At 68.9% G+C, this 23,109-nt stretch carries 19 protein-coding genes; 15 read left to right on the plus strand and 4 right to left on the minus strand.

Annotation, left to right across the window (positions count from 1 at the left end; all coding sequences use genetic code 11):
- Positions 1–180: 180 nt before the first annotated feature.
- Positions 181–1,005 (minus strand): C40 family peptidase, encoded by an 825-nt coding sequence (locus RMT89_RS25240; RefSeq protein ID WP_315886080.1) that lies wholly within the window; start codon positions 1,003–1,005, stop codon positions 181–183.
- Between the two features lie 717 nt (positions 1,006–1,722).
- Between RMT89_RS25240 and RMT89_RS25245 the strand changes: the two genes are divergently transcribed.
- The 14 genes from RMT89_RS25245 to nuoN are packed head-to-tail and all read left to right on the plus strand — an operon-like array spanning position 1,723 to position 17,725.
- Positions 1,723–2,082, plus strand: a complete 360-nt coding sequence (locus tag RMT89_RS25245) for an NADH-quinone oxidoreductase subunit A (protein ID WP_003974383.1) — start codon at positions 1,723–1,725, stop codon at positions 2,080–2,082.
- A 14-nt stretch (positions 2,083–2,096) separates the two neighbouring features.
- The gene (locus RMT89_RS25250; RefSeq protein ID WP_003998928.1) at positions 2,097–2,651 is read left to right on the plus strand and encodes an NADH-quinone oxidoreductase subunit B family protein; all 555 of its coding nucleotides are present in this window, start codon (positions 2,097–2,099) and stop codon (positions 2,649–2,651) included.
- Positions 2,648–3,385, plus strand: coding sequence for an NADH-quinone oxidoreductase subunit C (locus RMT89_RS25255; protein WP_315886081.1), 738 nt, complete (start codon positions 2,648–2,650; stop codon positions 3,383–3,385). Before RMT89_RS25250 ends, RMT89_RS25255 begins: the two co-directional genes overlap by 4 nt.
- Entirely contained in the window at positions 3,382–4,704 is a 1,323-nt protein-coding gene (locus RMT89_RS25260; RefSeq protein ID WP_315886082.1) for an NADH-quinone oxidoreductase subunit D, read from the plus strand. Before RMT89_RS25255 ends, RMT89_RS25260 begins: the two co-directional genes overlap by 4 nt.
- Positions 4,701–5,573: an NADH-quinone oxidoreductase subunit NuoE gene (gene nuoE, locus RMT89_RS25265; protein ID WP_315886083.1), complete on the plus strand. Its 873-nt coding sequence runs from the start codon at positions 4,701–4,703 to the stop codon at positions 5,571–5,573. Before RMT89_RS25260 ends, nuoE begins: the two co-directional genes overlap by 4 nt.
- Entirely contained in the window at positions 5,573–6,922 is a 1,350-nt protein-coding gene (gene nuoF / locus RMT89_RS25270) for an NADH-quinone oxidoreductase subunit NuoF (protein ID WP_399498481.1), read from the plus strand. The genes nuoE and nuoF overlap by 1 nt, the downstream gene beginning before the upstream one ends.
- Positions 6,919–9,423: an NADH-quinone oxidoreductase subunit G gene (locus RMT89_RS25275; protein WP_315886085.1), complete on the plus strand. Its 2,505-nt coding sequence runs from the start codon at positions 6,919–6,921 to the stop codon at positions 9,421–9,423. The genes nuoF and RMT89_RS25275 overlap by 4 nt, the downstream gene beginning before the upstream one ends.
- Complete coding sequence (nuoH, locus tag RMT89_RS25280) at positions 9,420–10,778, plus strand: NADH-quinone oxidoreductase subunit NuoH (protein WP_315886086.1); 1,359 nt, start codon at positions 9,420–9,422, stop codon at positions 10,776–10,778. The genes RMT89_RS25275 and nuoH overlap by 4 nt, the downstream gene beginning before the upstream one ends.
- Positions 10,771–11,412, plus strand: a complete 642-nt coding sequence (nuoI, locus tag RMT89_RS25285) for an NADH-quinone oxidoreductase subunit NuoI (RefSeq protein WP_315886087.1) — start codon at positions 10,771–10,773, stop codon at positions 11,410–11,412. The genes nuoH and nuoI overlap by 8 nt, the downstream gene beginning before the upstream one ends.
- Positions 11,409–12,227 carry an NADH-quinone oxidoreductase subunit J gene (locus tag RMT89_RS25290; RefSeq protein WP_315886088.1) on the plus strand — a complete coding sequence of 273 codons (819 nt, stop codon included), beginning with the start codon at positions 11,409–11,411 and terminating at the stop codon, positions 12,225–12,227. The genes nuoI and RMT89_RS25290 overlap by 4 nt, the downstream gene beginning before the upstream one ends.
- A complete protein-coding gene (gene nuoK, locus RMT89_RS25295; RefSeq protein ID WP_009310327.1) occupies positions 12,224–12,523 on the plus strand; it encodes an NADH-quinone oxidoreductase subunit NuoK in 300 nt (99 codons plus the stop codon). Before RMT89_RS25290 ends, nuoK begins: the two co-directional genes overlap by 4 nt.
- Positions 12,524–12,537: 14 nt before the next feature.
- Complete coding sequence (gene nuoL, locus RMT89_RS25300; protein WP_315886089.1) at positions 12,538–14,502, plus strand: NADH-quinone oxidoreductase subunit L; 1,965 nt, start codon at positions 12,538–12,540, stop codon at positions 14,500–14,502.
- Positions 14,503–14,507: 5 nt separating this feature from the next.
- Positions 14,508–16,079 carry an NADH-quinone oxidoreductase subunit M gene (locus tag RMT89_RS25305; protein ID WP_315886090.1) on the plus strand — a complete coding sequence of 524 codons (1,572 nt, stop codon included), beginning with the start codon at positions 14,508–14,510 and terminating at the stop codon, positions 16,077–16,079.
- Positions 16,076–17,725, plus strand: a complete 1,650-nt coding sequence (gene nuoN / locus RMT89_RS25310; RefSeq protein ID WP_315886091.1) for an NADH-quinone oxidoreductase subunit NuoN — start codon at positions 16,076–16,078, stop codon at positions 17,723–17,725. Before RMT89_RS25305 ends, nuoN begins: the two co-directional genes overlap by 4 nt.
- A gap of 79 nt (positions 17,726–17,804) precedes the next feature.
- Here nuoN and RMT89_RS25315 read toward each other — a convergent pair whose 3' ends face one another.
- The gene (locus tag RMT89_RS25315) at positions 17,805–18,407 is read right to left on the minus strand and encodes a Uma2 family endonuclease (RefSeq protein WP_315886092.1); all 603 of its coding nucleotides are present in this window, start codon (positions 18,405–18,407) and stop codon (positions 17,805–17,807) included.
- A gap of 191 nt (positions 18,408–18,598) precedes the next feature.
- Between RMT89_RS25315 and recQ the strand changes: the two genes are divergently transcribed.
- Positions 18,599–20,560, plus strand: coding sequence for a DNA helicase RecQ (recQ, locus tag RMT89_RS25320; RefSeq protein ID WP_315886146.1), 1,962 nt, complete (start codon positions 18,599–18,601; stop codon positions 20,558–20,560).
- A 63-nt stretch (positions 20,561–20,623) separates the two neighbouring features.
- Here the strand turns inward: recQ and RMT89_RS25325 are convergent, their stop codons facing one another.
- Together RMT89_RS25325 and fahA are read right to left on the minus strand one after the other, a co-directional pair.
- Positions 20,624–21,562 (minus strand): M56 family metallopeptidase, encoded by a 939-nt coding sequence (locus tag RMT89_RS25325; protein ID WP_315886093.1) that lies wholly within the window; start codon positions 21,560–21,562, stop codon positions 20,624–20,626.
- A gap of 248 nt (positions 21,563–21,810) precedes the next feature.
- A complete protein-coding gene (gene fahA / locus RMT89_RS25330) occupies positions 21,811–23,025 on the minus strand; it encodes a fumarylacetoacetase (RefSeq protein ID WP_315886094.1) in 1,215 nt (404 codons plus the stop codon).
- Positions 23,026–23,109: the final 84 nt, after the last annotated feature.

Genomic DNA, 23,109 nt, shown 5'->3' on the forward strand with positions numbered 1-23,109 from the left:
GGAAATCAACCTGTCCTGACCAGCGCCAGCCCGACAGACGTCACTCAGACCAGTGACGTGCGGAGGATGGGGCTAGGTCCTGAACCACCGGACCGGCCCGGCGGATGTGCCGGACGGGGCCGCTGCCCCCGAGCGGCTGCGGCCCCATCCGTACTGCTGTGCCCCTTTTCGGACTGTGCGTCAGAGTACGCGGACGGCGCCCGAGGCGGGATAGCCGGAAAGCTCCTGAATGACCACACCCTTGGACGGGTTGGCGGCGTCCAGGTACTGACCGTCGCCGATGTACACACCCGTGTGGTACGCCGAGCCCTTGCCACCCCAGTACAGGATGTCGCCGACCTGGAGGTTGGACAGGGAGACGTCCGTGCCGGCCATCGACTGGTCCTGGGAGACGCGGGGGAGGTCCACGCCGACCTGCTTGAAGGCGGCCTGCACCAGGGAGGAGCAGTCCCACGCGTTGGGGCCTGTGGCGCCCAGGACGTAGGCGTCGCCCAGCTGCGCCTTGAGGAAGGCGATGACGGTCCCGACGCTGCCGCTCGCCGGAGCGGAGGCGGTGGTGCTGGTGGCGGCGAGCGTGGTCCGCTCGGCGCTGCGGGCGGCGCGCTCGGCGGCGGCCTTGCGGGCGGCCTCGGCGGCCTTCTTCTTGGCCTCCGCCTTCTTCTTGGCCTCCGCGAGGTCGGCCTTGGCCTCCTTCGCGGCCGCCGCGGCGGCGGCGTCACGCTCGGCCTGCAGCTCATAGCTGGCCGCGGCCTGCTGAGTGGCGTCCGCGGACTCGGCGACCTGAGCGGCCAGCTCGGCCGTCAGGGTGGGCAGTTCGAGGGTCTGCGTGACCGGCTCGGCGGCGCTCGCCGAGGCCGACGCACCCGCCGCTGCCATGCTGAGGACGCCACCGGCAACTCCGGCGCGCATCGCGAGGGTCGTAGACCCGGAGCGGCGGGGTTTCCGGTGGCTGCGTATGTGAGCGGTGTGGGACATGAGAACAACCGGTATCAGGGGCTCCTCCATACCTTCAAGAAACGTGTGCTGCGCCACAGTTGTTCAATCGGACCCGCGAACCCCTCACCCGTCGCCCTTTATTGACTCCGTAACGGACATTGCGGGCGCCACCCATCCCGCCCGTGATCACGGCCTTTCATCGGTTCGCCCGAATTGCCCCGCGCCTACCACTTGTTGAGGCAGGTGGCCAAGCCCGGTTCTCATCGGCCTCTCATGGATGTGATGGAGGTCACGCAACGGTTACAGGGCAGGGCGCGTCCCGCGCGCACGGCCCGGCCTGAGTCGCTCGTGAATGCGTGCACGCGTCCACACCCTGCCGCGCACCTCCCCCTGATGTGTGAACGCGGTCCTCTATCAGGACGTCCGGTCCATCTCCAATTTGCATGCAAGGGAAGTCTCTTGATATTGAGACGCCCCTCCCGAGCTGCGCCGACGAGCGGAAATGTCACCTCAGGTGATCACTTGACTGCCTCGCGTACGAAGATCACCACTCATCCGACTTCATGATCCTTCGTCAGGTGGTGGAGATCACAAAGCTTGTGTAATACCCCGTGTCGCAGATCACAGAGCGGCGGGCATAGGATGCGAGGCAGTTGGGCTTGTGACCTGCTTCACATGTTCTCGATCTTCGCCGGGACGAGCGGGATTCGAGGGACCGGTGGGACGCAAGTGGCGAGCCCGACGCAACCGCCAGCAGTCAGTGCCGACTGAGAGGAGCGAGGAGCGGTGAACGCGTATGCGCCCATCCTCGTACTGGGAGCCCTCGGGGCAGGCTTTGCGATCTTCTCCGTGGTCATGGCCACGCTGATCGGTCCGAAGCGGTACAACCGCGCCAAGCTCGAAGCCTACGAGTGCGGTATCGAACCGACCCCCACGCCGGCCGGCGGCGGGCGCTTCCCGATCAAGTACTACCTGACGGCGATGCTCTTCATCATCTTCGATATCGAGATCGTCTTCCTCTACCCCTGGGCCGTCACCTTCGACGCCCTGGGGATTTTCGGGCTCGTGGAGATGCTGCTCTTCGTGCTCACCGTCTTCGTCGCGTACGCGTACGTATGGCGGCGCGGCGGCCTGGAATGGGACTGAGGGGCCTTTAACTCATGGGACTCGAAGAAAAGCTGCCGAGCGGCTTCCTGCTGACCACCGTCGAGCAGGCCGCGGGCTGGGTGCGCAAGGCGTCCGTCTTCCCCGCCACCTTCGGCCTCGCCTGCTGTGCCATCGAGATGATGACCACCGGCGCCGGCCGCTACGACCTGGCGCGCTTCGGCATGGAGGTCTTCCGCGGCTCGCCGCGGCAGGCGGACCTCATGATCGTCGCCGGCCGGGTCAGTCAGAAGATGGCACCGGTGCTCAGGCAGGTCTATGACCAGATGCCGAACCCCAAGTGGGTGATCTCCATGGGGGTCTGCGCCTCCTCGGGCGGCATGTTCAACAACTACGCCATCGTGCAGGGCGTCGACCACATCGTCCCGGTCGACATCTATCTGCCCGGCTGTCCGCCCCGGCCCGAGATGCTGATGGACGCGATCCTCAAGCTCCACCAGAAGATCCAGACCTCCAAGCTCGGCGTGAACGCCGAGGAGGCGGCCCGCGAGGCCGAGGAAGCCGCGCTCAAGGCGCTCCCCACCATCGAGATGAAGGGGCTGCTGCGATGAGCGACACGAACAACGGCGTCAACCCCGAGAAGGACCTCGGCACCTCCAACCTCCCCGGCCAGCGCGGCGAGGGCGGCGAGGAGATCCGCGTCCAGCGCGGCATGTTCGGCGCCAGCAACGGCGGCGACACCTCCGGTTACGGCGGCCTCGTCCGCTCGGTCCGGCTCCCGGGACCGGCGGCGCGACCCTACGGCGGCTGGTTCGACGAGGTCGCCGACGAACTGGAGGGCGCGCTGGAGGAACAGGGCCTCCTCCCCGAGAACGCGATCGAGAAGACGGTCGTCGACCGCGGCGAGCTCACCTTCCACATCGAACGCGAGCACTTGCTCCGCGTCGCCCGCACCCTGCGCGACGACCCGGCCCTGCGCTTCGAGCTGTGCACGGGCGTGAGCGGCGTCCACTACCCGAACGACAAGGGCCGCGAGCTGCACGCCGTCTACCACCTGCGCTCGATCACCCACAACCGGCTGATCCGCCTTGAGGTCAGCGCCCCCGACAGCGACCGCCACATCCCGTCGCTGGTCTCCGTCTATCCGACCAACGACTGGCACGAGCGCGAGACCTACGACTTCTTCGGCATCGTCCTCGACGGTCACCCGGCCCTGACGCGGATCATGATGCCGGACGACTGGCAGGGCCATCCGCAGCGCAAGGACTATCCCCTCGGCGGCATCCCCGTCGAGTACAAGGGCGCCCAGATCCCGGCTCCGGACCAGCGGAGGTCGTACTCGTGAGCACTTCCCACGCATCCCCCCGCGAGACCACGGAAGGCACCGTATACACGGTCACCGGTGGCGACTGGGACGAGGTCGTCCAGTCCGCGGCCCGCGCCGACGACGAGCGCATCGTCGTCAACATGGGCCCCCAGCACCCCTCCACCCACGGGGTGCTCCGCCTGATCCTGGAGATCGAGGGCGAGACGGTCACCGAGGCCCGCTGCGGCATCGGCTATCTGCACACCGGCATCGAGAAGAACCTTGAGTTCCGCACGTGGACGCAGGGCACCACGTTCGTGACGCGCATGGACTACCTGACGTCCTTCTTCAACGAGACCGGCTACTGCCTCGCCGTCGAGAAGCTCCTCGGCATCGAGGACCAGATCCCCGACCGCGCCACCCTCATCCGGGTGCTCCTGATGGAGCTCAACCGCCTCTCCTCGCACCTGGTGTGCATCGCCACCGGCGGAATGGAGCTCGGCGCCACCACGATCATGATCTACGGATTCCGTGATCGTGAAATGATTCTCGACATCTACGAGCTCATCACGGGCCTCAGGATGAACCACGCGTACATCCGCCCCGGCGGACTCGCCCAGGACCTGCCGCCCGGCGCGGTGGACCAGATCCGCGAGTTCGTGAAGAAGATGAAGCGCAACCTCCCGGAGTACGACAAGCTCGCCACCGGGAACCCCATCTTCAAGGCCCGTATGCAGGACGTCGGCTATCTCGACCTGGCCGGCTGCATGGCCCTCGGCGCCACCGGCCCGGTCCTGCGCTCCACCGGCCTGCCGCACGACCTGCGCAAGACCCAGCCGTACTGCGGCTACGAGACCTTCGACTTCGACGTCCCGACCGCCGACACCTGCGACTCCTACGGCCGCTTCCTGATCCGCCTGGAAGAGATGCGCCAGTCGCTCAGGATCGTCGAGCAGTGCCTGGACCGGCTGCAGCCCGGACCGGTCATGGTCGCCGACAAGAAGATCGCCTGGCCCGCCCAGCTCGCGCTCGGACCGGACGGTCTCGGCAACTCCCTCGACCACATCAAGAAGATCATGGGCACCTCCATGGAGGCCCTGATCCACCACTTCAAGCTGGTCACCGAGGGCTTCCGCGTCCCGCCGGGACAGGCGTACGCGGCCGTCGAGTCACCCAGGGGCGAACTTGGAGTGCATGCCGTCTCCGACGGCGGCACCCGCCCCTACCGGGTCCACTTCCGTGACCCGTCCTTCACCAACCTGCAGGCGATGGCGGCGATGTGCGAGGGCGGCCAGGTCGCCGACGTCATCGTCGCCGTCGCGTCCATCGACCCCGTGATGGGAGGCGTCGACCGGTGACCACCAGTTCTTCGGAGCAGGGCGTCAGCCTGGGCATGCCCGAACTGCCCGCGCCCGGCTACCCGGACGACGTTCGAGCCCGGCTGGAGCGGGACGCGCGCGAGGTCATCGCCCGTTACCCCGACTCCCGGTCCGCGCTCCTGCCACTGCTGCACCTGGTGCAGTCGGAGGAGGGCCATGTCACGCGCACCGGGATGCAGTTCTGCGCGGACATGCTGCACCTGACCACGGCCGAGGTCACCGCGGTCGCCACCTTCTACACCATGTACCGGCGCCGCCCGAGCGGTGACTACCAGGTCGGGGTGTGCACCAACACGCTGTGTGCGGTGATGGGCGGTGACGCGATCTTCGAGGCGCTCCAGGAGCACCTCGGCGTCGGCAACGGCGAGACCACCGACGACGGCAAGGTCACCCTGGAGCACATCGAGTGCAACGCGGCCTGCGACTACGCCCCGGTCGTGATGGTCAACTGGGAGTTCTTCGACAACCAGACCGTGCAGAGCGCCAAGCGCATGGTGGACGACCTGCGCGCGGGAGCACCGGTTTCTCCCACGCGCGGGGCACCGCTGTGCACCTTCAAGGAGACCGCCCGGATCCTGGCGGGCTTTCCCGACGAGCGGGAAGGGGCAGTCGAGGCCGGCGGAAGCGCGGGACCCGCTTCGCTGATCGGCCTCAGGCTGGCCAAGGGGGAGACCGCCCCCGCGCGGGTGGTTCACCCACGCGACGGCGGACCTCATGAGCAGCCGCAGGACAGGGCAGTGCACGAGCCGTCACCGACGGAGCACTTGAGCTCACACGACGCGCCGCAGGACACATCGGCCTCCGACCCGGCCCACCCGGCCGGGCCTACCGCCGAGGAGGGGGAGTGATGACCTTGGCACCCGAGCTGAAAGACACCAGCCCCGAGAAGCTGCTCGCACCCGTGCTGTCGGCCTTCTGGGACGAGGACAGGTCCTGGACGCTGGACGTCTACCGAAGGCACGAGGGATACGAGGGACTTCGCAAGGCGCTCGCCATGTCGCCGGACGACCTCATCGCCTATGTGAAGGACTCCGGTCTGCGCGGGCGCGGCGGCGCGGGTTTCCCCACCGGAATGAAATGGCAGTTCATTCCGCAGGGAGATGGAAAGCCGCACTATCTAGTTGTCAACGCCGACGAATCGGAGCCCGGAACCTGCAAGGACATCCCGCTCCTCTTCGCGAACCCGCATAGCCTCATCGAGGGCATTGTCATCGCGTGTTATGCCATCAGGTCGTCGTATGCCTTCATCTATCTGCGCGGTGAAGTCGTCCCCGTGCTGCGGCGGTTGCACTCGGCTGTGAGCGAGGCCTATGCGGCCGGCTACCTCGGAAAGAACATCCTCGGCAGCGGCCTCGATCTCGAACTCACCGTGCACGCGGGCGCCGGGGCGTACATCTGTGGTGAAGAGACCGCACTGCTCGACTCGCTCGAAGGCCGCCGTGGTCAACCGCGGCTCCGTCCTCCTTTCCCTGCGGTGGCCGGCCTCTATGCCTGCCCGACTGTTGTGAACAACGTCGAGTCGATCGCGTCGGTTCCCGCGATTCTGCAAAAAGGAAAAGACTGGTTCAGGTCGATGGGCAGCGAGAAGTCCCCGGGCTTCACGCTCTACTCGCTCAGCGGCCATGTCGCGAGCCCCGGCCAGTACGAGGCCCCGCTCGGCATCACCCTGCGCCAACTGCTGGAGATGAGCGGCGGGATGCGGCCGGGCCACCGGCTGAAGTTCTGGACACCGGGCGGCTCCTCCACACCGATGTTCACCGACGAGCACCTCGACGTCCCCCTCGACTACGAGGGCGTGGGCGCCGCCGGCTCCATGCTCGGCACCAAAGCGCTCCAGTGCTTCGACGAGACGACCTGCGTCGTCCGCGCCGTCACCCGCTGGACCGAGTTCTACGCCCACGAGTCCTGCGGCAAGTGCACGCCCTGCCGCGAAGGCACGTACTGGCTCGTGCAGTTGCTGCGCGACATCGAGGCCGGCAAGGGCGTGATGAGCGACCTCGACAAGCTGAACGACATCGCCGACAACATCAACGGCAAGTCCTTCTGCGCCCTCGGCGACGGCGCCGCCTCGCCGATCTTCTCCTCGCTCAAGTACTTCCGCGAGGAGTACGAGCAGCACATCACGGGCCGCGGCTGCCCCTTCGACCCGGCCAAGTCGACGGCGTGGGCCGACCACCGCACGGAGGTGAACGCATGACTGTGACCACCAGCGCTCCCTCCGGAGGGGGAGAGACGGCGGTCCCGCCGGAAGATCTCGTCTCGCTGACCATCGACGGCGTGGAGCTCAGCGTGCCCAAGGGCACCCTGGTCATCCGGGCCGCCGAACAGCTCGGCATCGAGATCCCCCGCTTCTGCGACCACCCGCTCCTCGACCCGGCCGGCGCCTGCCGCCAGTGCATCGTCGAGGTCGAGGGCCAGCGCAAGCCGATGGCGTCCTGCACCATCACCTGCACCGACGGAATGGTGGTGAAGACCCACCTGACCTCCCCGGTCGCCGAGAAGGCCCAGCACGGTGTGATGGAGCTGCTCCTGATCAACCACCCGCTGGACTGCCCGGTCTGCGACAAGGGCGGCGAGTGCCCCCTGCAGAACCAGGCCATGTCGCACGGCCAGGCCGAGTCCCGCTTCGAGGGACGCAAGCGGACCTACGAGAAGCCCGTCCCGATCTCCACGCAGGTGCTGCTCGACCGTGAGCGGTGCGTGCTGTGCGCCCGCTGCACCCGTTTCTCCAACCAGATCGCGGGCGACCCGATGATCGAGCTGGTCGAGCGGGGCGCGCTCCAGCAGGTCGGCACCGGTGAGGGCGACCCCTTCGAGTCGTACTTCTCCGGCAACACGATCCAGATCTGCCCGGTCGGCGCCCTCACCTCGGCGGCGTACCGCTTCCGCTCCCGCCCCTTCGACCTGGTCTCCTCGCCGAGTGTCTGCGAGCACTGCTCGGGCGGCTGCGCCACGCGCACCGACCACCGGCGCGGCAAGGTCATGCGCAAGCTCGCGGCCAACGACCCCGAGGTCAACGAGGAGTGGATCTGCGACAAGGGCCGGTTCGCCTTCCGGTACGCGCAGCAGCGGGACCGGCTTGAGACGCCGCTGGTGCGCAATCCCGAGGGTGACCTCGTGCCGACGTCCTGGCCGGAGGCCCTGCAGATCGCGGCCCAGGGGCTGCTCGCCTCGCGCGGCCGGGCCGGCGTCCTGACCGGAGGCCGCCTCACCATCGAGGACGCCTACGCGTACAGCAAGTTCGCGCGCGTGGCGCTCGACACCAACGACATCGACTTCCGCGCGCGCGTGCACAGCGGCGAGGAGGCCGACTTCCTGGCGTCCCGCATCGCCGGACGCGGACGCGACCTCGACGGTACGGGCGTCACGTACTCCCTCCTGGAGAAGGCGCCCGCGGTCCTGCTGGCCGGGTTCGAGGCCGAGGAGGAGGCGCCCGGAATCTTCCTGCGGCTGCGCAAGGCCTGGCGCAAGCACGGCCAGAAGGTGTTCTCGCTCGCCACACATGAGACACGCGGCCTGGAGAAGGCGGGCGGCACGCTGCTGCCCGCCGCTCCCGGCACCGAGACCGAGTGGCTGGACGCGCTCGCCAGCGGGGTCGGTCTGGAGGACGACGGCGCGCGCGCCGCCGAGGCCCTGCGCACCGAGGGCGCGGTGATCGTCGTGGGCGAGCGGCTGGCCGGTGTGGCCGGCGGACTCACCGCCGCCGTACGGGCCGCTTCCGCAACCGGAGCGCATCTGGTGTGGATTCCGCGCCGAGCCGGGGAGCGCGGAGCCGTCGAGGCCGGCGCACTGCCGTCGCTGCTGCCGGGCGGCCGTCCGGCAACCGACCCACGCGCGCGTGAGGAGGTCGCCGCGGCCTGGGGCCTGGCCGAACTCCCGCACCGCTACGGACGCGACACCAGCCAGATCGTGGAGGCCGCCGCCACCGGCGAACTCCAGGCCCTGGTGGTCGCCGGAGTCGAGGTCGCCGATCTGCCCGACCCGGCACGCGCACGCGTGGCGCTCGCCGAGGCCGGCTTCCTGGTCTCGCTGGAACTGCGGCCCAGTGAGGTCACCGAGCTCGCCGACGTGGTCCTGCCCGTCGCCGCCGTCGCCGAGAAGGCGGGCACCTTCCTCAACTGGGAAGGCAGGGTGCGTTTCTTCGAGGCCGCGCTCAAGCCCGACCAGATGACCCGGCGCCTTCCCCCGTCCGACGCACGCGTCCTGCAGATGCTGGCCGACGCCATGGACGTACACCTGGGCCTGCCGGATCTGCGCACCGCGCGCGCGGAGCTGGACCGGCTGGGGGCCTGGGACGGCCCCCGGGCCACCGAACCCCTGGAGACCGCCGCCCCGTTGCCGCGGCCGGCCGCCGGAGAGGCCGTGCTGGCCGGACACCGGCTGCTGCTCGACCAGGGCCGGCTCCAGGACGGCGACGAGGCGCTCGCCGGGACACGGCACGCTGCCCACGCGCGCGTGTCGGCCGCCACGGCCGCCGAAGCGGGCGTCAAGGAGGGCGACCTCCTCGCGGTGACCGGCACCGCCGGAACGGTCGAACTCCCGCTCCGGATCACCGCGATGCCCGACCGGGTGGTCTGGCTGCCGCTGAACTCCACCGGCGCCGGCGTCGCCTCCGACACCGGGGCGCGGCCCGGCTCCCTCGTCCGCATCGGCCCGGCGACGCTCGCCGGCGAGGCCCCCAAGGAGGTGGAGGCATGAGCCCGTACTTCGCCGCTGAAGACCTCTCGATGTTCGGCCGCGACCCCTGGTGGCTGGTCGTAGTCAAGGCGGTGTTCTGCTTCGCCTTCCTGATGGTGACGGTGCTGTTCTCCATCGTGTGGGAGCGCAAGGTCGTCGCCTGGATGCAGCTGCGCATCGGCCCCAACCGGCACGGCCCCTGGGGCATGCTCCAGTCGCTCGCCGACGGCATCAAGCTGATGCTGAAGGAAGACGTCATCGTCAAACGCGCGGACAAGGTCGTCTACGTCCTCGCACCGATCGTCGCCGCCATCCCCGCCTTCATGGCGATCGCGGTGATCCCCTTCGGCCCGGCGGGCAACGAGATCTCGATCTTCGGCGAGCGCACCACGATGCAGCTCACCGACCTGCCGATCGCGATGCTCTACATCCTCGCGGTCGCCTCGGTCGGCATCTACGGCATCGTGCTCGCGGGCTGGAGTTCCGGATCCACGTATCCGCTCCTCGGCGGCCTGCGCTCCTGCGCGCAGATGATCTCGTACGAGATCGCCATGGGCGCCGCCTTCGCCTCCGTCTTCCTCTACTCGGGGTCGATGTCGACGTCGACGATCGTCGAGGCGCAGCAGGACCGCTGGTACATCATCCTGCTGCCGGTCTCCTTCATCATCTACATCGTCACGATGGTCGGCGAGACCAACCGCGCCCCCTTCGACATGCCGGAGTCCGAGGGCGACCTGGTCGGCGGCTTCAACACCGAGTACTCGTCGATCAAATTCGCGATGTTCATGCTCGCCGAGTACGTGAACATGGTGACGGTCTCGGCCGTGTCGGTGACGCTCTTCCTCGGCGGCTGGCGGGCACCCTGGCCCGTCTCCACCTTCTGGGAGGGCGCGAACCACGGCTGGTGGCCGCTGCTCTGGTTCGTGATCAAGGTGCAGCTGCTGCTCTTCTTCTTCATCTGGCTGCGCGGCACGCTGCCCCGCGTCCGCTACGACCAGCTGATGAAGCTCGGCTGGAAGGTGCTGATCCCGGTCTCCGTGGTCTGGCTGATGCTCGTCGCGACGGTTCGGACCCTGCGCAACGAGAACTACGACTTCGCCGACATCGCCCTCTACGTCGGCGGCGGCGTCCTGGTGCTTCTGCTGCTCTCCTTCGTCGCGGACATGTTCCGCGCCAAACCGAAGGAGGAGGAACCTGCCCCGGCCGCCGGATTCGACGCGATGGCGGGCGGATTCCCCGTGCCGCCGCTGCCCGGACAGGAGCTGCCGCCGGTGCCGCGACGCCGTTCACGCCGGGAGCGGGAGCTGATTGTCAGTGGTGGGCCCGATACTCAGAGTGATGGATCTCTGGATGGAAAGGAGGCGTCCGATGGCTGAGGAGCCCGAGGAGACCAAGCCCGGTTTCCAGAACCCTGTGGCCGGCTTCGGTGTGACCTTCAAGGCCATGTTCAAGAAGCGGCTGACCGAGCAGTACCCGGAACAGCAGAAGACCACCGCTCCGCGGTTCCACGGACGGCACCAGCTCAACCGCCATCCGGACGGCCTGGAGAAATGCGTCGGCTGCGAGCTGTGCGCCTGGGCCTGCCCCGCCGACGCGATCTATGTCGAGGGCGCGGACAACACCGACGAGGAGCGCTACTCGCCGGGCGAGCGGTACGGCCGCGTCTACCAGATCAACTACGCCCGCTGCATCCTGTGCGGCCTGTGCATCGAGGCGTGCCCCACGCGCGCGCTCACGATGACGAACGAGTTCGAGCTCGCCGACTCCAGCCGCGCCAACCTCATCTACACCAAGGAGCAGCTGCTCGCCGGTCTTGAGGACGGCATGGTGGACACCCCGCACGCGATCTACCCCGGGACGGACGAACAGGACTACTACCGGGGCCTGGTGACGGAGGCCGCGCCGGGCACCGAGCGCCAGGTGGCCCTCTCCAAGGGCGAGGTCGTGCAGGAGGCCGCCTCCACCTTCGGTGAGGACGAACCCGCGTCGGAGAAGGTGATCGGCCGATGACCTCGCAGCTCGCCGCCTACTCCACCTCCACCGGCGAGGCCTTCCAGTTCTGGGTCCTCGGCACGGTCGCGGTGATCGGCGCCCTGTGCACCGTCTTCATGAAGAAAGCCGTGCACAGCGCGCTGTGCCTGGCCGGCACCATGATCATCCTGGCGGTGTTCTACCTCGCCAACGGCGCCTACTTCCTGGGCGTCGTGCAGATCGTCGTCTACACCGGCGCGATCATGATGCTGTTCCTGTTCGTGGTGATGCTGGTCGGCGTGACCGCGGCGGACTCCCTGAAGGAGACCATCAAGGGCCAGCGCTGGCTGGCCCTTCTCTGTGGCCTCGGCTTCGGCATCCTGCTGTTCGCCGGGATCGGCAACGCCTCACTGACGGAGTTCAACGGCATCGCCCAGGCGAACGCCAACGGCAATGTGGAGGGCCTCGCCGCCCTCCTGTTCACCAAGTACGTCTTCGCCTTCGAGATCACCGGCGCCCTGCTCATCACGGCCGCCGTCGGCGCCATGGTGCTCACCCACCGGGAGCGCACCGAGCGGGCCAAGACGCAGCGCGAGATGGCCGAGCAGCGGGTGCGCGAGGGCAAGCACGTACCGCCGCTGCCGGCGCCCGGGGTGTACGCCCGGCACAACGCCGTGGACATCGCGGGCCTGCTGCCCGACGGCACCCCGTCGGAGCTCACCGTCAGCAAGACGCTGCGTGAGCGCGGCCAGATCCGTGATGTGTCCACCGAGGCGCTCAACGACCTCAAGGCCCTGGAACAGCGGGCCGAGGAGCGCCTGGAGCGCACGAACAGCGGGGAGGCGTCCAAGTGAACCCGGTCAACTACCTCTACCTCGCCGCCCTGTTGTTCACGATCGGCGCCACCGGCGTACTGATCCGGCGCAACGCGATCGTGGTGTTCATGTGCGTCGAGCTGATGCTCAACGCCTGCAACCTCGCGCTCGTCGCCTTCTCCCGGATGCACGGCAATCTCGACGGCCAGATCATCGCCTTCTTCACGATGGTCGTCGCCGCCGCGGAGGTCGTGGTCGGGCTCGCGATCATCGTGTCGCTGTTCCGTTCCCGCCACTCGGCCTCGGTCGACGACGCCAGCCTGATGAAGCTGTAAGGGGTCGCTGAATCGTGGAGAACCTGATTGCGCTGCTCATCGCGGCGCCCCTGCTCGGAGCGGCGGTCCTGCTGTGCGGCGGCCGGCGCCTGGACGCCGTCGGCCACTGGATCGGCACGGTCCTCGCGTCCGTGTCGTTCGTGCTCGGCGCGATCCTCTTCTTCGATCTGCTCGGCAAGGACGCCGAAAGCCGGACGCTGACCCAGCACCTGTTCAGCTGGATCCCGGTCGAGGGCTTCCAGGCGGACGTCGCCTTCCAACTCGACCAGCTGTCGATGACGTTCGTCCTGCTGATCACCGGCGTCGGCTCGCTGATCCACCTGTACTCGGTCGGGTACATGGAGCACGACGAGCGGCGCCGCCGCTTCTTCGGCTATCTGAACCTGTTCCTCGCGGCGATGCTGCTGCTCGTCCTCGCCGACAACTACCTGCTGCTGTACGTCGGCTGGGAGGGCGTCGGTCTCGCCTCCTACCTGCTGATCGGCTTCTGGCAGCACAAGCCCAGTGCCGCCACGGCCGCGAAGAAGGCGTTCCTGGTCAACCGCGTCGGCGACATGGGTCTGTCGATCGCGATCATGATCATGTTCACCACCTTCGGGACCTTCGCCTTCGGCCCGCTCCTCGGCAGCCAGGAGGAGCCCGGTCTCGTCGGTGAGACCTCCGAGGGCACGCTCACCGCCATCGGCCTGATGCTGCTGCTCGCCGCCTGCGGCAAGTCCGCCCAGGTGCCGCTGCAGTCCTGGCTCGGGGACGCGATGGAGGGCCCGACCCCGGTCTCGGCCCTCATCCACGCCGCGACCATGGTGACCGCGGGTGTCTACCTGATCGTCCGCTCCGGCGCGATCTTCAACGCCGCCCCCGACGCGCAGTTGGTCGTCACCATCGTCGGTGCCGTCACGCTCCTGTTCGGTGCGATCGTCGGTTGCGCGAAGGACGACATCAAGAAGGCGCTGGCCGGCTCGACCATGTCGCAGATCGGCTACATGGTCCTCGCCGCGGGCCTCGGCCCGATCGGCTACGTCTTCGCGATCATGCACCTGGTGACCCACGGCTTCTTCAAGGCCGGGCTGTTCCTCGGCGCCGGTTCGGTCATGCACGGCATGAACGACGAGGTCGACATGAGGAAGTACGGCGGCCTCAGGAAGTACATGCCGATCACCTTCGTCACCTTCGGCCTCGGCTACCTCGCCATCATCGGCTTCCCGGGCCTGTCCGGCTTCTTCTCCAAGGACAAGATCATCGAGGCGGCGTTCGCCAAGGGCGGCACCGAGGGCTGGATCCTCGGCGGCTGCGCCCTGCTGGGCGCGGCGATCACGGCGTACTACATGACGCGCGTGATGCTGCTGACGTTCTTCGGCGAGGAGCGCTGGCGCAACGCCCCGACGCCGTCCCCGGCCGAGCCCAGCGTGGAGCCGGCCGCCGAGAAGCGGGGCGAGCACGCGGAGCCGCACCCGCACGAGTCGCCCAGCTCCATGACGATCCCGATGATCCTGCTGGCCTTCGGATCGGTCTTCGCGGGCGCCCTGTTCAGCGTCGGCGACCGCTTCGTGGGCTGGCTGGAGCCGATCACCGGATACGGCCACGGCGACTCGCCGCTCAGCACGGCCACGGTCACGACGTCCACGGTGGCCGTGATGGTCATCGGCGTCACCGTCGCGTACCTCCAGTACGGCCGCCGCCCGGTCCCGGTCGTCGCCCCGCGCGGGTCGCTGCTCACCCGGGCCGCCCGGCGCGATCTGCTCCAGGACGACTTCAACCACGTCGTCCTCGTCCGCGGCGGCGAACACCTCACGCGCTCCCTGGTGTACGTCGACCACACCCTGGTCGACGGCGTCGTCAACGGCACGGCGGCCTCGGTCGGCGGCCTCTCCGGACGGCTGCGCAAGCTGCAGAACGGCTTCGCCCGGTCGTACGCGGTCTCGATGTTCGGCGGTGCGGCACTCCTCGTCGCCGCGACCCTGCTGATGAGGGCGGTCTGATACCGATGTCCTTTCCCCTGCTGACAGCGACGGCGGCGCTCCCCGCGATCGGGGCGGTCGTCACGGCCGCCGTACCGGCCGCGCGGCGCACGACCGCCAAGTGGCTGGCGTTGCTCTTCTCGCTCGCCACCCTCGCGTTCGCCGTCACCATCCTGGTCCGCTTCGACCCGGACGGCGACCGCTACCAGCTCACCGAATCCCACTCCTGGATCAAGGAGTTCGGGGTCCGCTACGAGCTGGGCGTGGACGGCATCGCGGTGGCCCTGATCGCGCTGACCGCCGTACTGATCCCCTTCATCATCCTCGCGGGCTGGCACGACGCCGACCCGCTGGAGACCGGCAGCAAGCGCTGGCGGCCGACGCAGGGCTTCTTCGCCCTGATCCTGGCCGTAGAGGCGATGGTGATCCTCTCCTTCGAGGCCACCGACGTCTTCCTCTTCTACATCTTCTTCGAGGCCATGCTCATCCCGATGTACTTCCTCATCGGAGGCTTCGGGGACCGTGCCCACGAGCACGGCGAGGAGGTGGCGTCCACCCAGCGCTCGTACGCGGCGGTGAAGTTCCTCCTCTACAACCTGGTCGGCGGTCTGATCATGCTGGCCGCGGTGATCGGCCTGTATGTGGTCGCCGGGAACTTCTCGCTCCCCGAGATCGCCGAGGCGCGCGCCAATGGCTCGCTGGACATGGCGACCAGCACCGAACGCTGGCTGTTCCTCGGGTTCTTCTTCGCCTTCGCGGTGAAGGCGCCGCTGTGGCCGCTGCACACCTGGCTGCCCAACGCCATGGGTGAGGCCACCGCCCCGGTCGCCGTGCTGATCACCGCGGTCGTCGACAAGGTCGGCACCTTCGCGATGCTCCGCTTCTGCCTCGGTCTGTTCCCGGAGGCCTCGAAGTGGGCGACGCCCGCCATCCTTGTCCTGGCGCTGATCAGCATCATCTATGGCGCGCTGCTCGCCGTCGGCCAGCGCGACATCAAGCGTCTGGTGGCCTACGCGTCGATCTCGCACTTCGGCTTCATCATCATGGGCATCTTCGCGATGACCAGCCAGGGCCAGTCGGGCGCGACGCTGTACATGGTCAACCACGGGATCTCGACGGCCGCGTTGATGCTGGTGGCCGGCTTCCTGATCTCGCGGCGCGGCTCGCGGCTCATCGCCGACTACGGCGGAGTGCAGAAGGTCGCCCCGGTGCTCGCCGGCACCTTCCTGATCGGCGGTCTGGCGACGCTGTCGCTGCCCGGACTCGCACCGTTCGTCAGTGAGTTCCTGGTCCTGGTCGGCACGTACGCCAGATACCCGGCGGTCGGCATCATCGCCACCTTCGGCATCGTGCTCGCCGCGCTCTACACCCTCGTCCTCTACCAGCGGACGATGACGGGCCCGGTGAAGCCCGAGGTGTCGACGATGCCGGACCTGAGGGTGCGGGAACTCGCCGTCGTCGCCCCGCTGGTCGTACTGCTGATCTTCCTGGGCGTCTACCCGAAGCCCGTTACGGACATCGTCAACCCGGCGGTCGAGCAGACCATGTCCGACGTACAGAAGAAGGACCCCCAGCCCGAGGTGGAGGCGGCCAAGTGAGCGCATCAGCCGTCCACAGCCTGTGGACAACCGCGGCCGATCCGATCTCGAAGATCGACGCGCCGAAGATCGAATACGGACAATTGTCGCCCACGCTGATCGTCGTCGGCGCGGCGATCGTGGGGGTGCTGATCGAGGCGGTCGTCCCGCGCAAGTCCCGTTACTACGCCCAGGTGTTCGTCTCCGCCGTCGCGCTGACCGCCGCCTTCGCTGCAGTGGTCGCGCTCGCGGCCGACGGCTACGGCACCACGAAGGCCGGCATCGCGGCGATGGGCGCGATCGCCGTCGACGGCCCGGCGCTCTTCCTCCAGGGCACGATCCTGCTGGCCGGCCTTGTCGGCCTGTTCACCTTCGCCGAACGGCGGCTGGACCCGTTGGTGCACGGCAACCGGGTCGACTCCTTCGCCGCACAGGCCGCGTCCGTGCCGGGCAGCGAGAGCGAAAGGGCCGCGGTGAAGGCCGGGTTCACCACCACCGAGGTGTTCCCGCTGCTGCTCTTCGCGGTCGCGGGCATGCTGATCTTCCCGGCGGCCAACGACCTGCTGACGCTGTTCATCGCGCTGGAGGTCTTCTCCCTCCCGCTGTACCTGATGTGCGCCCTCGCCCGCCGCAAGCGGCTGATGTCGCAGGAAGCGGCGGTGAAGTACTTCCTGCTCGGTGCCTTCGCCTCCGCGTTCACCCTGTTCGGCATCGCGCTGCTCTACGGTTACGCGGGCTCGGTGTCGTACGCGACGATCGCGCAGGTCGTCGACGGCACCCTCACCACCGTCGACCCGGCCCTCGCGGACACCATGGGCAATGACGCGCTGCTGCTGATCGGCATGGCGATGCTCGTCATGGGCCTCCTCTTCAAGGTCGGCGCCGTGCCCTTCCACATGTGGACGCCGGACGTGTACCAGGGCGCGCCGACCCCGGTGACCGGCTTCATGGCGGCGGCGACCAAGGTGGCGGCGTTCGGCGCGCTGCTGCGCGTGCTGTACGTGGTGCTGCCCGGCCTGCGCTGGGACTGGCGGCCGGTCATGTGGGCCGTCGCGATCATCACGATGCTGGGCAGCGCCATCGTCGCGATCACGCAGACCGACATCAAGCGGCTGCTGGCGTACTCGTCGATCGCGCACGCGGGCTTCATCCTCGCCGGTGTCATCGCGACCACGCCGGACGGTGTGTCGTCCGTCCTCTTCTACCTGGCCGCCTACTCGTTCGTGACGATCGGCGCCTTCGCGGTCGTCACGCTGGTGCGGGACGCCGGGGGCGAGGCGACGCACCTGTCCAAGTGGGCGGGGCTCGGCCGGCGTTCGCCGCTGGTGGCGGCCGTGTTCGCGGTGTTCCTGCTGGCCTTCGCGGGCATTCCGCTGACCTCCGGGTTCGCGGGGAAGTTCGCCGTGTTCAAGGCGGCGGCGGAGGGCGGGGCGGCCCCGCTGGTCGTGGTCGGTGTGATCTCGTCGGCGATCGCGGCGTTCTTCTACATCCGCGTCATCGTGCTGATGTTCTTCAGCGAGCCACGGCCCGAGGGCCCAACGGTCGCCGTGCCGTCGCCGCTGACGATGACGGCGATCGGGGTCGGGGTGGCGGTCACGCTGGTGCTCGGTGTGGCGCCGCAGTACTTCCTGGACCTGGCGAGTACTGCGGGGGTGTTCGTGCGCTGACGCGGCTCTCGCCGATGTCTGTACGGCAGCGGCCCGGCTCCCTCGGGGGTGCCGGGCCGCTGTGCTGTGGTGGGGGCGGTTACTGATCCTTGTCGCGGCGCGTCTTGACCTGCGTGAGGTCCAGGTCCACGGGGAAGGGGGCGGTCAGCTTCATCCGCTCACGGAAGATGCCCACGCTGGTGTACGCCCGGGTGGTCGGCTCCAGCTCGAAGGCATGCACCGCTGCGCGGCCCTTCTCGTTCTCCACCCTCCAGTAGTGGGGGATTTTCGCGAGGGCGTACTTCAGCGGCTTCGTCTCGCGGTCCCGGGACACGGAGTCCGCCGAGACGACTTCGATGGCGAGGAGAACCGCCTCTACTGGGAACCGCGTCTGCTCTGTGTCCTCCACGACGTCCCCGCGCACGACGATCACATCCGGCTCGGGCCGGTTCTGCCGGTCGATGTCGATGGTGAACTCACGGATGACCTCGAACTCCGCCGGGGCCAGGGACTGGAGCTGCCACTTGAAGAAGTCGACAGCGCGTTCGTGAAAGAGGGTCTGCGGACTCACGAAGACCAGGCTCCCGTCGATCAATTCCGTATGCGGAGGAAGATTCGGGAGGCGGTCCAGGTCGTCGGCGGTCCAGCCGCCTTCCGGCGGGGTCGGCCAGCTGGGCGTGGACGCCTTCGGTGCGACGCTCATCAGTGCTCCCATGGGACGGAGTCTCGCCGGTGCTTTCAGGTTATCGGGCGGAAACCGGCGGGTCTCCCGCGAACGTGTGAACGAGGGTCGTGTCCTTGACCCGGGCCGGCCTGTGGATAACTCCGGCGCTGTCGGTGCGGACGCCTATCGTGGACGCAGTGGTCGAGGAGCGACGTACGGGGGGCACGACGATGGGTGGGACGGGCGGGATCGGTGTCATGACAGCGGTAGCCGAGAGCGAGGCGCTGGCCGCGCTCCACAGGGTCTTCGGGTACGAGGCCTTCCGGGGCGAGCAGGAAGCGGTCATCGAGCATGTGGTGGCCGGCGGTGACGCCGTCGTCCTCATGCCGACCGGCGGTGGCAAGTCGCTGTGCTACCAGATTCCGTCCCTGGTCAGGCCCGGTACGGGCATTGTGGTCTCACCGCTGATCGCGCTGATGCAGGACCAGGTGGACGCGCTGCGGGCGCTGGGTGTGCGGGCCGGGTTCATGAACTCCACGCAGGACTTCGACGAGCGCCGGGTGGTGGAGGCCGAGTTCCTGGCGGGCGAGCTGGACCTGCTGTACCTCGCGCCGGAGCGGCTACGGCTTGAGTCCACGCTGGACCTGCTGTCCCGGGGCAAGATCGCGGTGTTCGCGATCGACGAGGCGCACTGCGTGTCCCAGTGGGGCCATGACTTCCGCCCCGACTATCTGTCGCTGTCCCTGCTGGGTGAGCGCTGGCCGGACGTCCCGCGGATCGCGCTCACGGCGACCGCCACCCACGCGACGCACCAGGAGATCACCGAGCGGCTGAACATGCCGGCGGCCCGGCACTTCGTGGCCAGCTTCGACCGGCCCAACATCCAGTACCGGATCGTGCCGAAGGCCGACCCCAAGAAGCAGCTGCTGAGCTTCCTGCGCGAGGAGCACGCCGGGGACGCCGGCATCGTGTACTGCCTCTCGCGCAACTCCGTGGAGAAGACGGCCGAGTTCCTCAGCCGCAACGGCATCGAGGCGGTGCCGTATCACGCGGGCCTCGACGCCGGGACGCGTGCGGCGCACCAGTCCCGGTTCCTGCGTGAGGACGGGCTTGTCGTGGTGGCGACGATCGCGTTCGGCATGGGGATCGACAAGCCGGACGTGCGGTTCGTCGCGCACCTGGATCTGCCGAAGTCGGTCGAGGGGTACTACCAGGAGACCGGCCGCGCGGGGCGGGACCGGCTGCCGTCCACGGCGTGGATGGCGTACGGGCTCAATGACGTCATACAGCAGCGCAAGCTGATCCAGTCGGGCGAGGGCGACGAGGCGTTCCGGCGGCGGGCGGCGGCCCATCTGGACGCGATGCTGGCGCTGTGCGAGACGGCGCAGTGCAGGCGGGGGCAGTTGCTCGCCTACTTCGGCCAGGATCCGGATCCGTCCGGATGCGGCAACTGCGACACATGCCTCACGCCGCCCGAGACCTGGGACGGGACCGTCGCGGCGCAGAAGGTGCTGTCGACGGTCGTGCGGCTTCAGCGGGAGCGGGGGCAGAAGTTCGGGGCGGTGCAGATCGTCGACATTCTGCTGGGGAAGCGCACCGGGAAGGTGATCCAGTTCGACCATGACCAGCTGTCCGTCTTCGGTATCGGGGAGGAGCTGACCGAGGGCGAATGGCGGGGCGTCATCCGGCAGTTGCTGGCGCAGGGGCTGCTGGCGGTCGAGGGGGAGTACGGGACGCTCGTGCTGACCGAGGGCAGTGGGGAGGTGCTGCGGCGGGAGCGGGAGGTGCCGCTGCGGAAGGAGCCGAAGAAGCCGGTGACCTCGCGGTCGGCTTCCGGTTCGTCCGGGAAGGGCGAGCGGAAGGCGAAGGCCGCGGTGGTCGAGCTGCCGGAGCGGTTGGTGCCCGCGTTCGAGGCGCTGCGGGCCTGGCGGGCGGAACAGGCTCGGGAGCAGGGTGTTCCGGCGTACGTGATCTTCCATGATGCGACGTTGCGGGAGATCGTGACGGTGTGGCCTTCATCCGTGCGGGAGTTGGGAAGCGTCAGTGGGGTGGGGGAGAAGAAGCTGGCGACGTACGGGGAGGGCGTGATCGGGGTTCTGGCCGGGCTGGACGGGAGTGCGCCGGAGGACCCGGGGGATCACTGGACCGAGATGGATGCGGAGCCGGAGCCGGAGCCGGACGACTGGGTGTGAGGGTGCTGCCCCAGCGGCACGACTGTCCGCACCTGGGTTGGTACAGCGGAACGCAGCTACCCGCTAGCCAAGGGCCGTCAAGCCCGGCGCGAAGGTGATCAGGAGGGGCACCAGAGGGACCAGAGCTGCCGCCGCCGTCGTCAGCGCTCTGTCGCGGCGGCCCAGGCGGGGTGGGGGTTCCAGGAGGCGGTCCACCCGTTCGCCGAGGAGGCGGTGGCTGGAGGCGCAGGAGAGGACGCCTCTGTGCTGGTTGAGCTCGATCAGGGCGAGAGCGGTCGTCAGGTGGCCGCAGCGGCGGGATGCCGTGTCGTCGGCCGCCAGCTCGACCAGGCGGTGGGTCTGGTCGCAGAAGTGGGCGAACAGGGGAATGCGGGGGAAGCCGGTGGCAAGGGCGGTGGAGAGGTGCAGCAGCCAGTCGTGGCGGGCTCGGGCGTGGCCGCGTTCGTGGGTGAGGACGGCGTCCAGCTGGTGGTCGGTCAGACGGTGCAGGGCACCTGTGGTGACGATCAGCTGGGGCGGGTTGCCGGGCATCCACCAGGCGTCCGGGTATTCGTCCTCCAGCACCAGCAGCGGGCCGCGCGCGGCGGGCAGGCCCGCGGGCAGGTCCGGTGCGCGCTCACGTAGGTGGGCCCTGGCCTGGCCACGGCTGCGGCGCGCCTCGACCAGCTCGCGGGCCAGCATCGCCGTCGTCCAGGCGGCGCCGCAGGCCAGAAGCAGTGTGAGGGCCACCGCCCAGACCGGGGCCACGGAGAGGTCGTACGCCGCGGTCACCGCCGGTGGCGCGGGCGCGAAAACATGGTCGCGGACCGTTTGGAAGACGGCGGCGGCGCCCAGAACCAGGGCCGTCAGACAGCACAGCAGCACGGTGGCGACCAGGCACTGCCACACCCACAGCCCGACCACCGGCTCCCGCTCCGGCCACGCGGCCCGGGTCAGGGAACGCGGTACTGGCACGGCGGCGGTCAGAGCGACGGCGCTCAGCAGGAGCAGGCAGACAGTCATGCCACGGGCTCCGGATCCTGGTCGGGACAAAGGCAGCTGCGGGCGGGCTGTGCGCGGGCGGTGCGGAACGTGTGCCGCGCGCACCCGTCCGCCGCCAAGTATGACGGCGGCGGACGGTACACGGCAGACGTCGGCGACCAACTAAACGTCCGGCGGGACCGGAAAGGGGGTGTCCCGAGGGGAGTCGGCCACGAGCGTCAACTCCCGTACGGGTGCCGGCTTTCAGTGAGGGGCGGAGGTCGGCGCTCTCAACCCGCCACCACCCGCCCGGTGACCTCGCCCAGCCCCACACGCGCCCCATCCGCCCCCGGAGCCCACGCCGACAGCGTCACCACGTCGCCGTCCTCCAGGAAGGTCCGCTTGCCGTCGGGGAGTTCGAGCACGTCGCGGCCGTTCCAGGTGAGCTCCAGCAAGGAGCCGCGTTCGCGTTCCGTCGGGCCGCTGACCGTGCCGGAGCCGTAGAGGTCGCCGGTGCGAAGGGAAGCGCCGTTGACCGTCATGTGGGCCAGCTGCTGGGCGGCCGTCCAGTACATCGCCGAGAAGGGAGGTTCGGAGATCACATGGCCGTTGAGGGAGACCGAGATACGCAGGTCGTAGCCGCCGGGTTCCTCGGCCGCGTCGTCCAGGTAGGGGAGCAGCTCGTACGTGCGCTGCGGAGGGGCCACGCGCGCCTCGTCCAGCGCGTCCAGCGGGGTGATCCAGGCCGACACCGACGTGGCGAAGGACTTGCCGAGGAAGGGGCCGAGCGGGACGTACTCCCAGGCCTGGATGTCGCGCGCGGACCAGTCGTTGAGCAGGCACAGGCCGAAGACGTGCTCCCGGAAGTCGGAGAGGCCGACCGGGCTGCCCATCGCCGACGGCACGCCCACCACGAAACCCACCTCCGCCTCGATGTCCAGGCGGACGGACGGGCCGAAGACGGGTGCCGCGTCGGCGGGTGCCTTGCGCTGGCCCGACGGCCGCACGACATCCGTGCCGGAGACCACGACGGTGCCCGAGCGGCCGTGGTAGCCGATCGGGAGGTGCTTCCAGTTCGGGGTGAGGGAGTCGGCCGCGTCCGGGCGGAACATCTGGCCGACGTTTCGCGCGTGGTTCTCGGAGGCGTAGAAGTCGACGTAGTCCGCGACCTCGAAGGGGAGGTGCAGGGTCACCGAGGAGAGCGGGTGGAACAGGGGCTCGATGGTCTCCCGGTGGGACGGCACCGTGACCCAGGCCGTGAGCGCGCGGCGCACGTCCGACCAGGCGGTGCGGCCCGCCGCCAGCAGCGGGTTCAGCGTGGGCCGGGCGAGCAGGGAGGCGTACGGGGATCCCAGCGCCATTGCCGCCGCGCCCGCGTCGAGGACGTGGTCACCGAGCCGTACGCCGACCCGGGGCGCGCTGTCCTCGCCGGGGACGGAGAAGACACCGTACGGAAGGTTGTGCGGGCCGAAGGGGTCGCCCTCGGGGACATCAAAGGGGGGCATGGGTGCTGCCTCACTCTCGTGCGTGCCACGGGTCCGTGTCGTCGCCGCACACGTTACGGGTGGGGCACCCGTCTTGGGCAGTGC

The organism is Streptomyces sp. P17, assembly GCF_032436805.1.
In the GTDB taxonomy this organism is placed as follows: Bacteria; Actinomycetota; Actinomycetes; order Streptomycetales; family Streptomycetaceae; genus Streptomyces.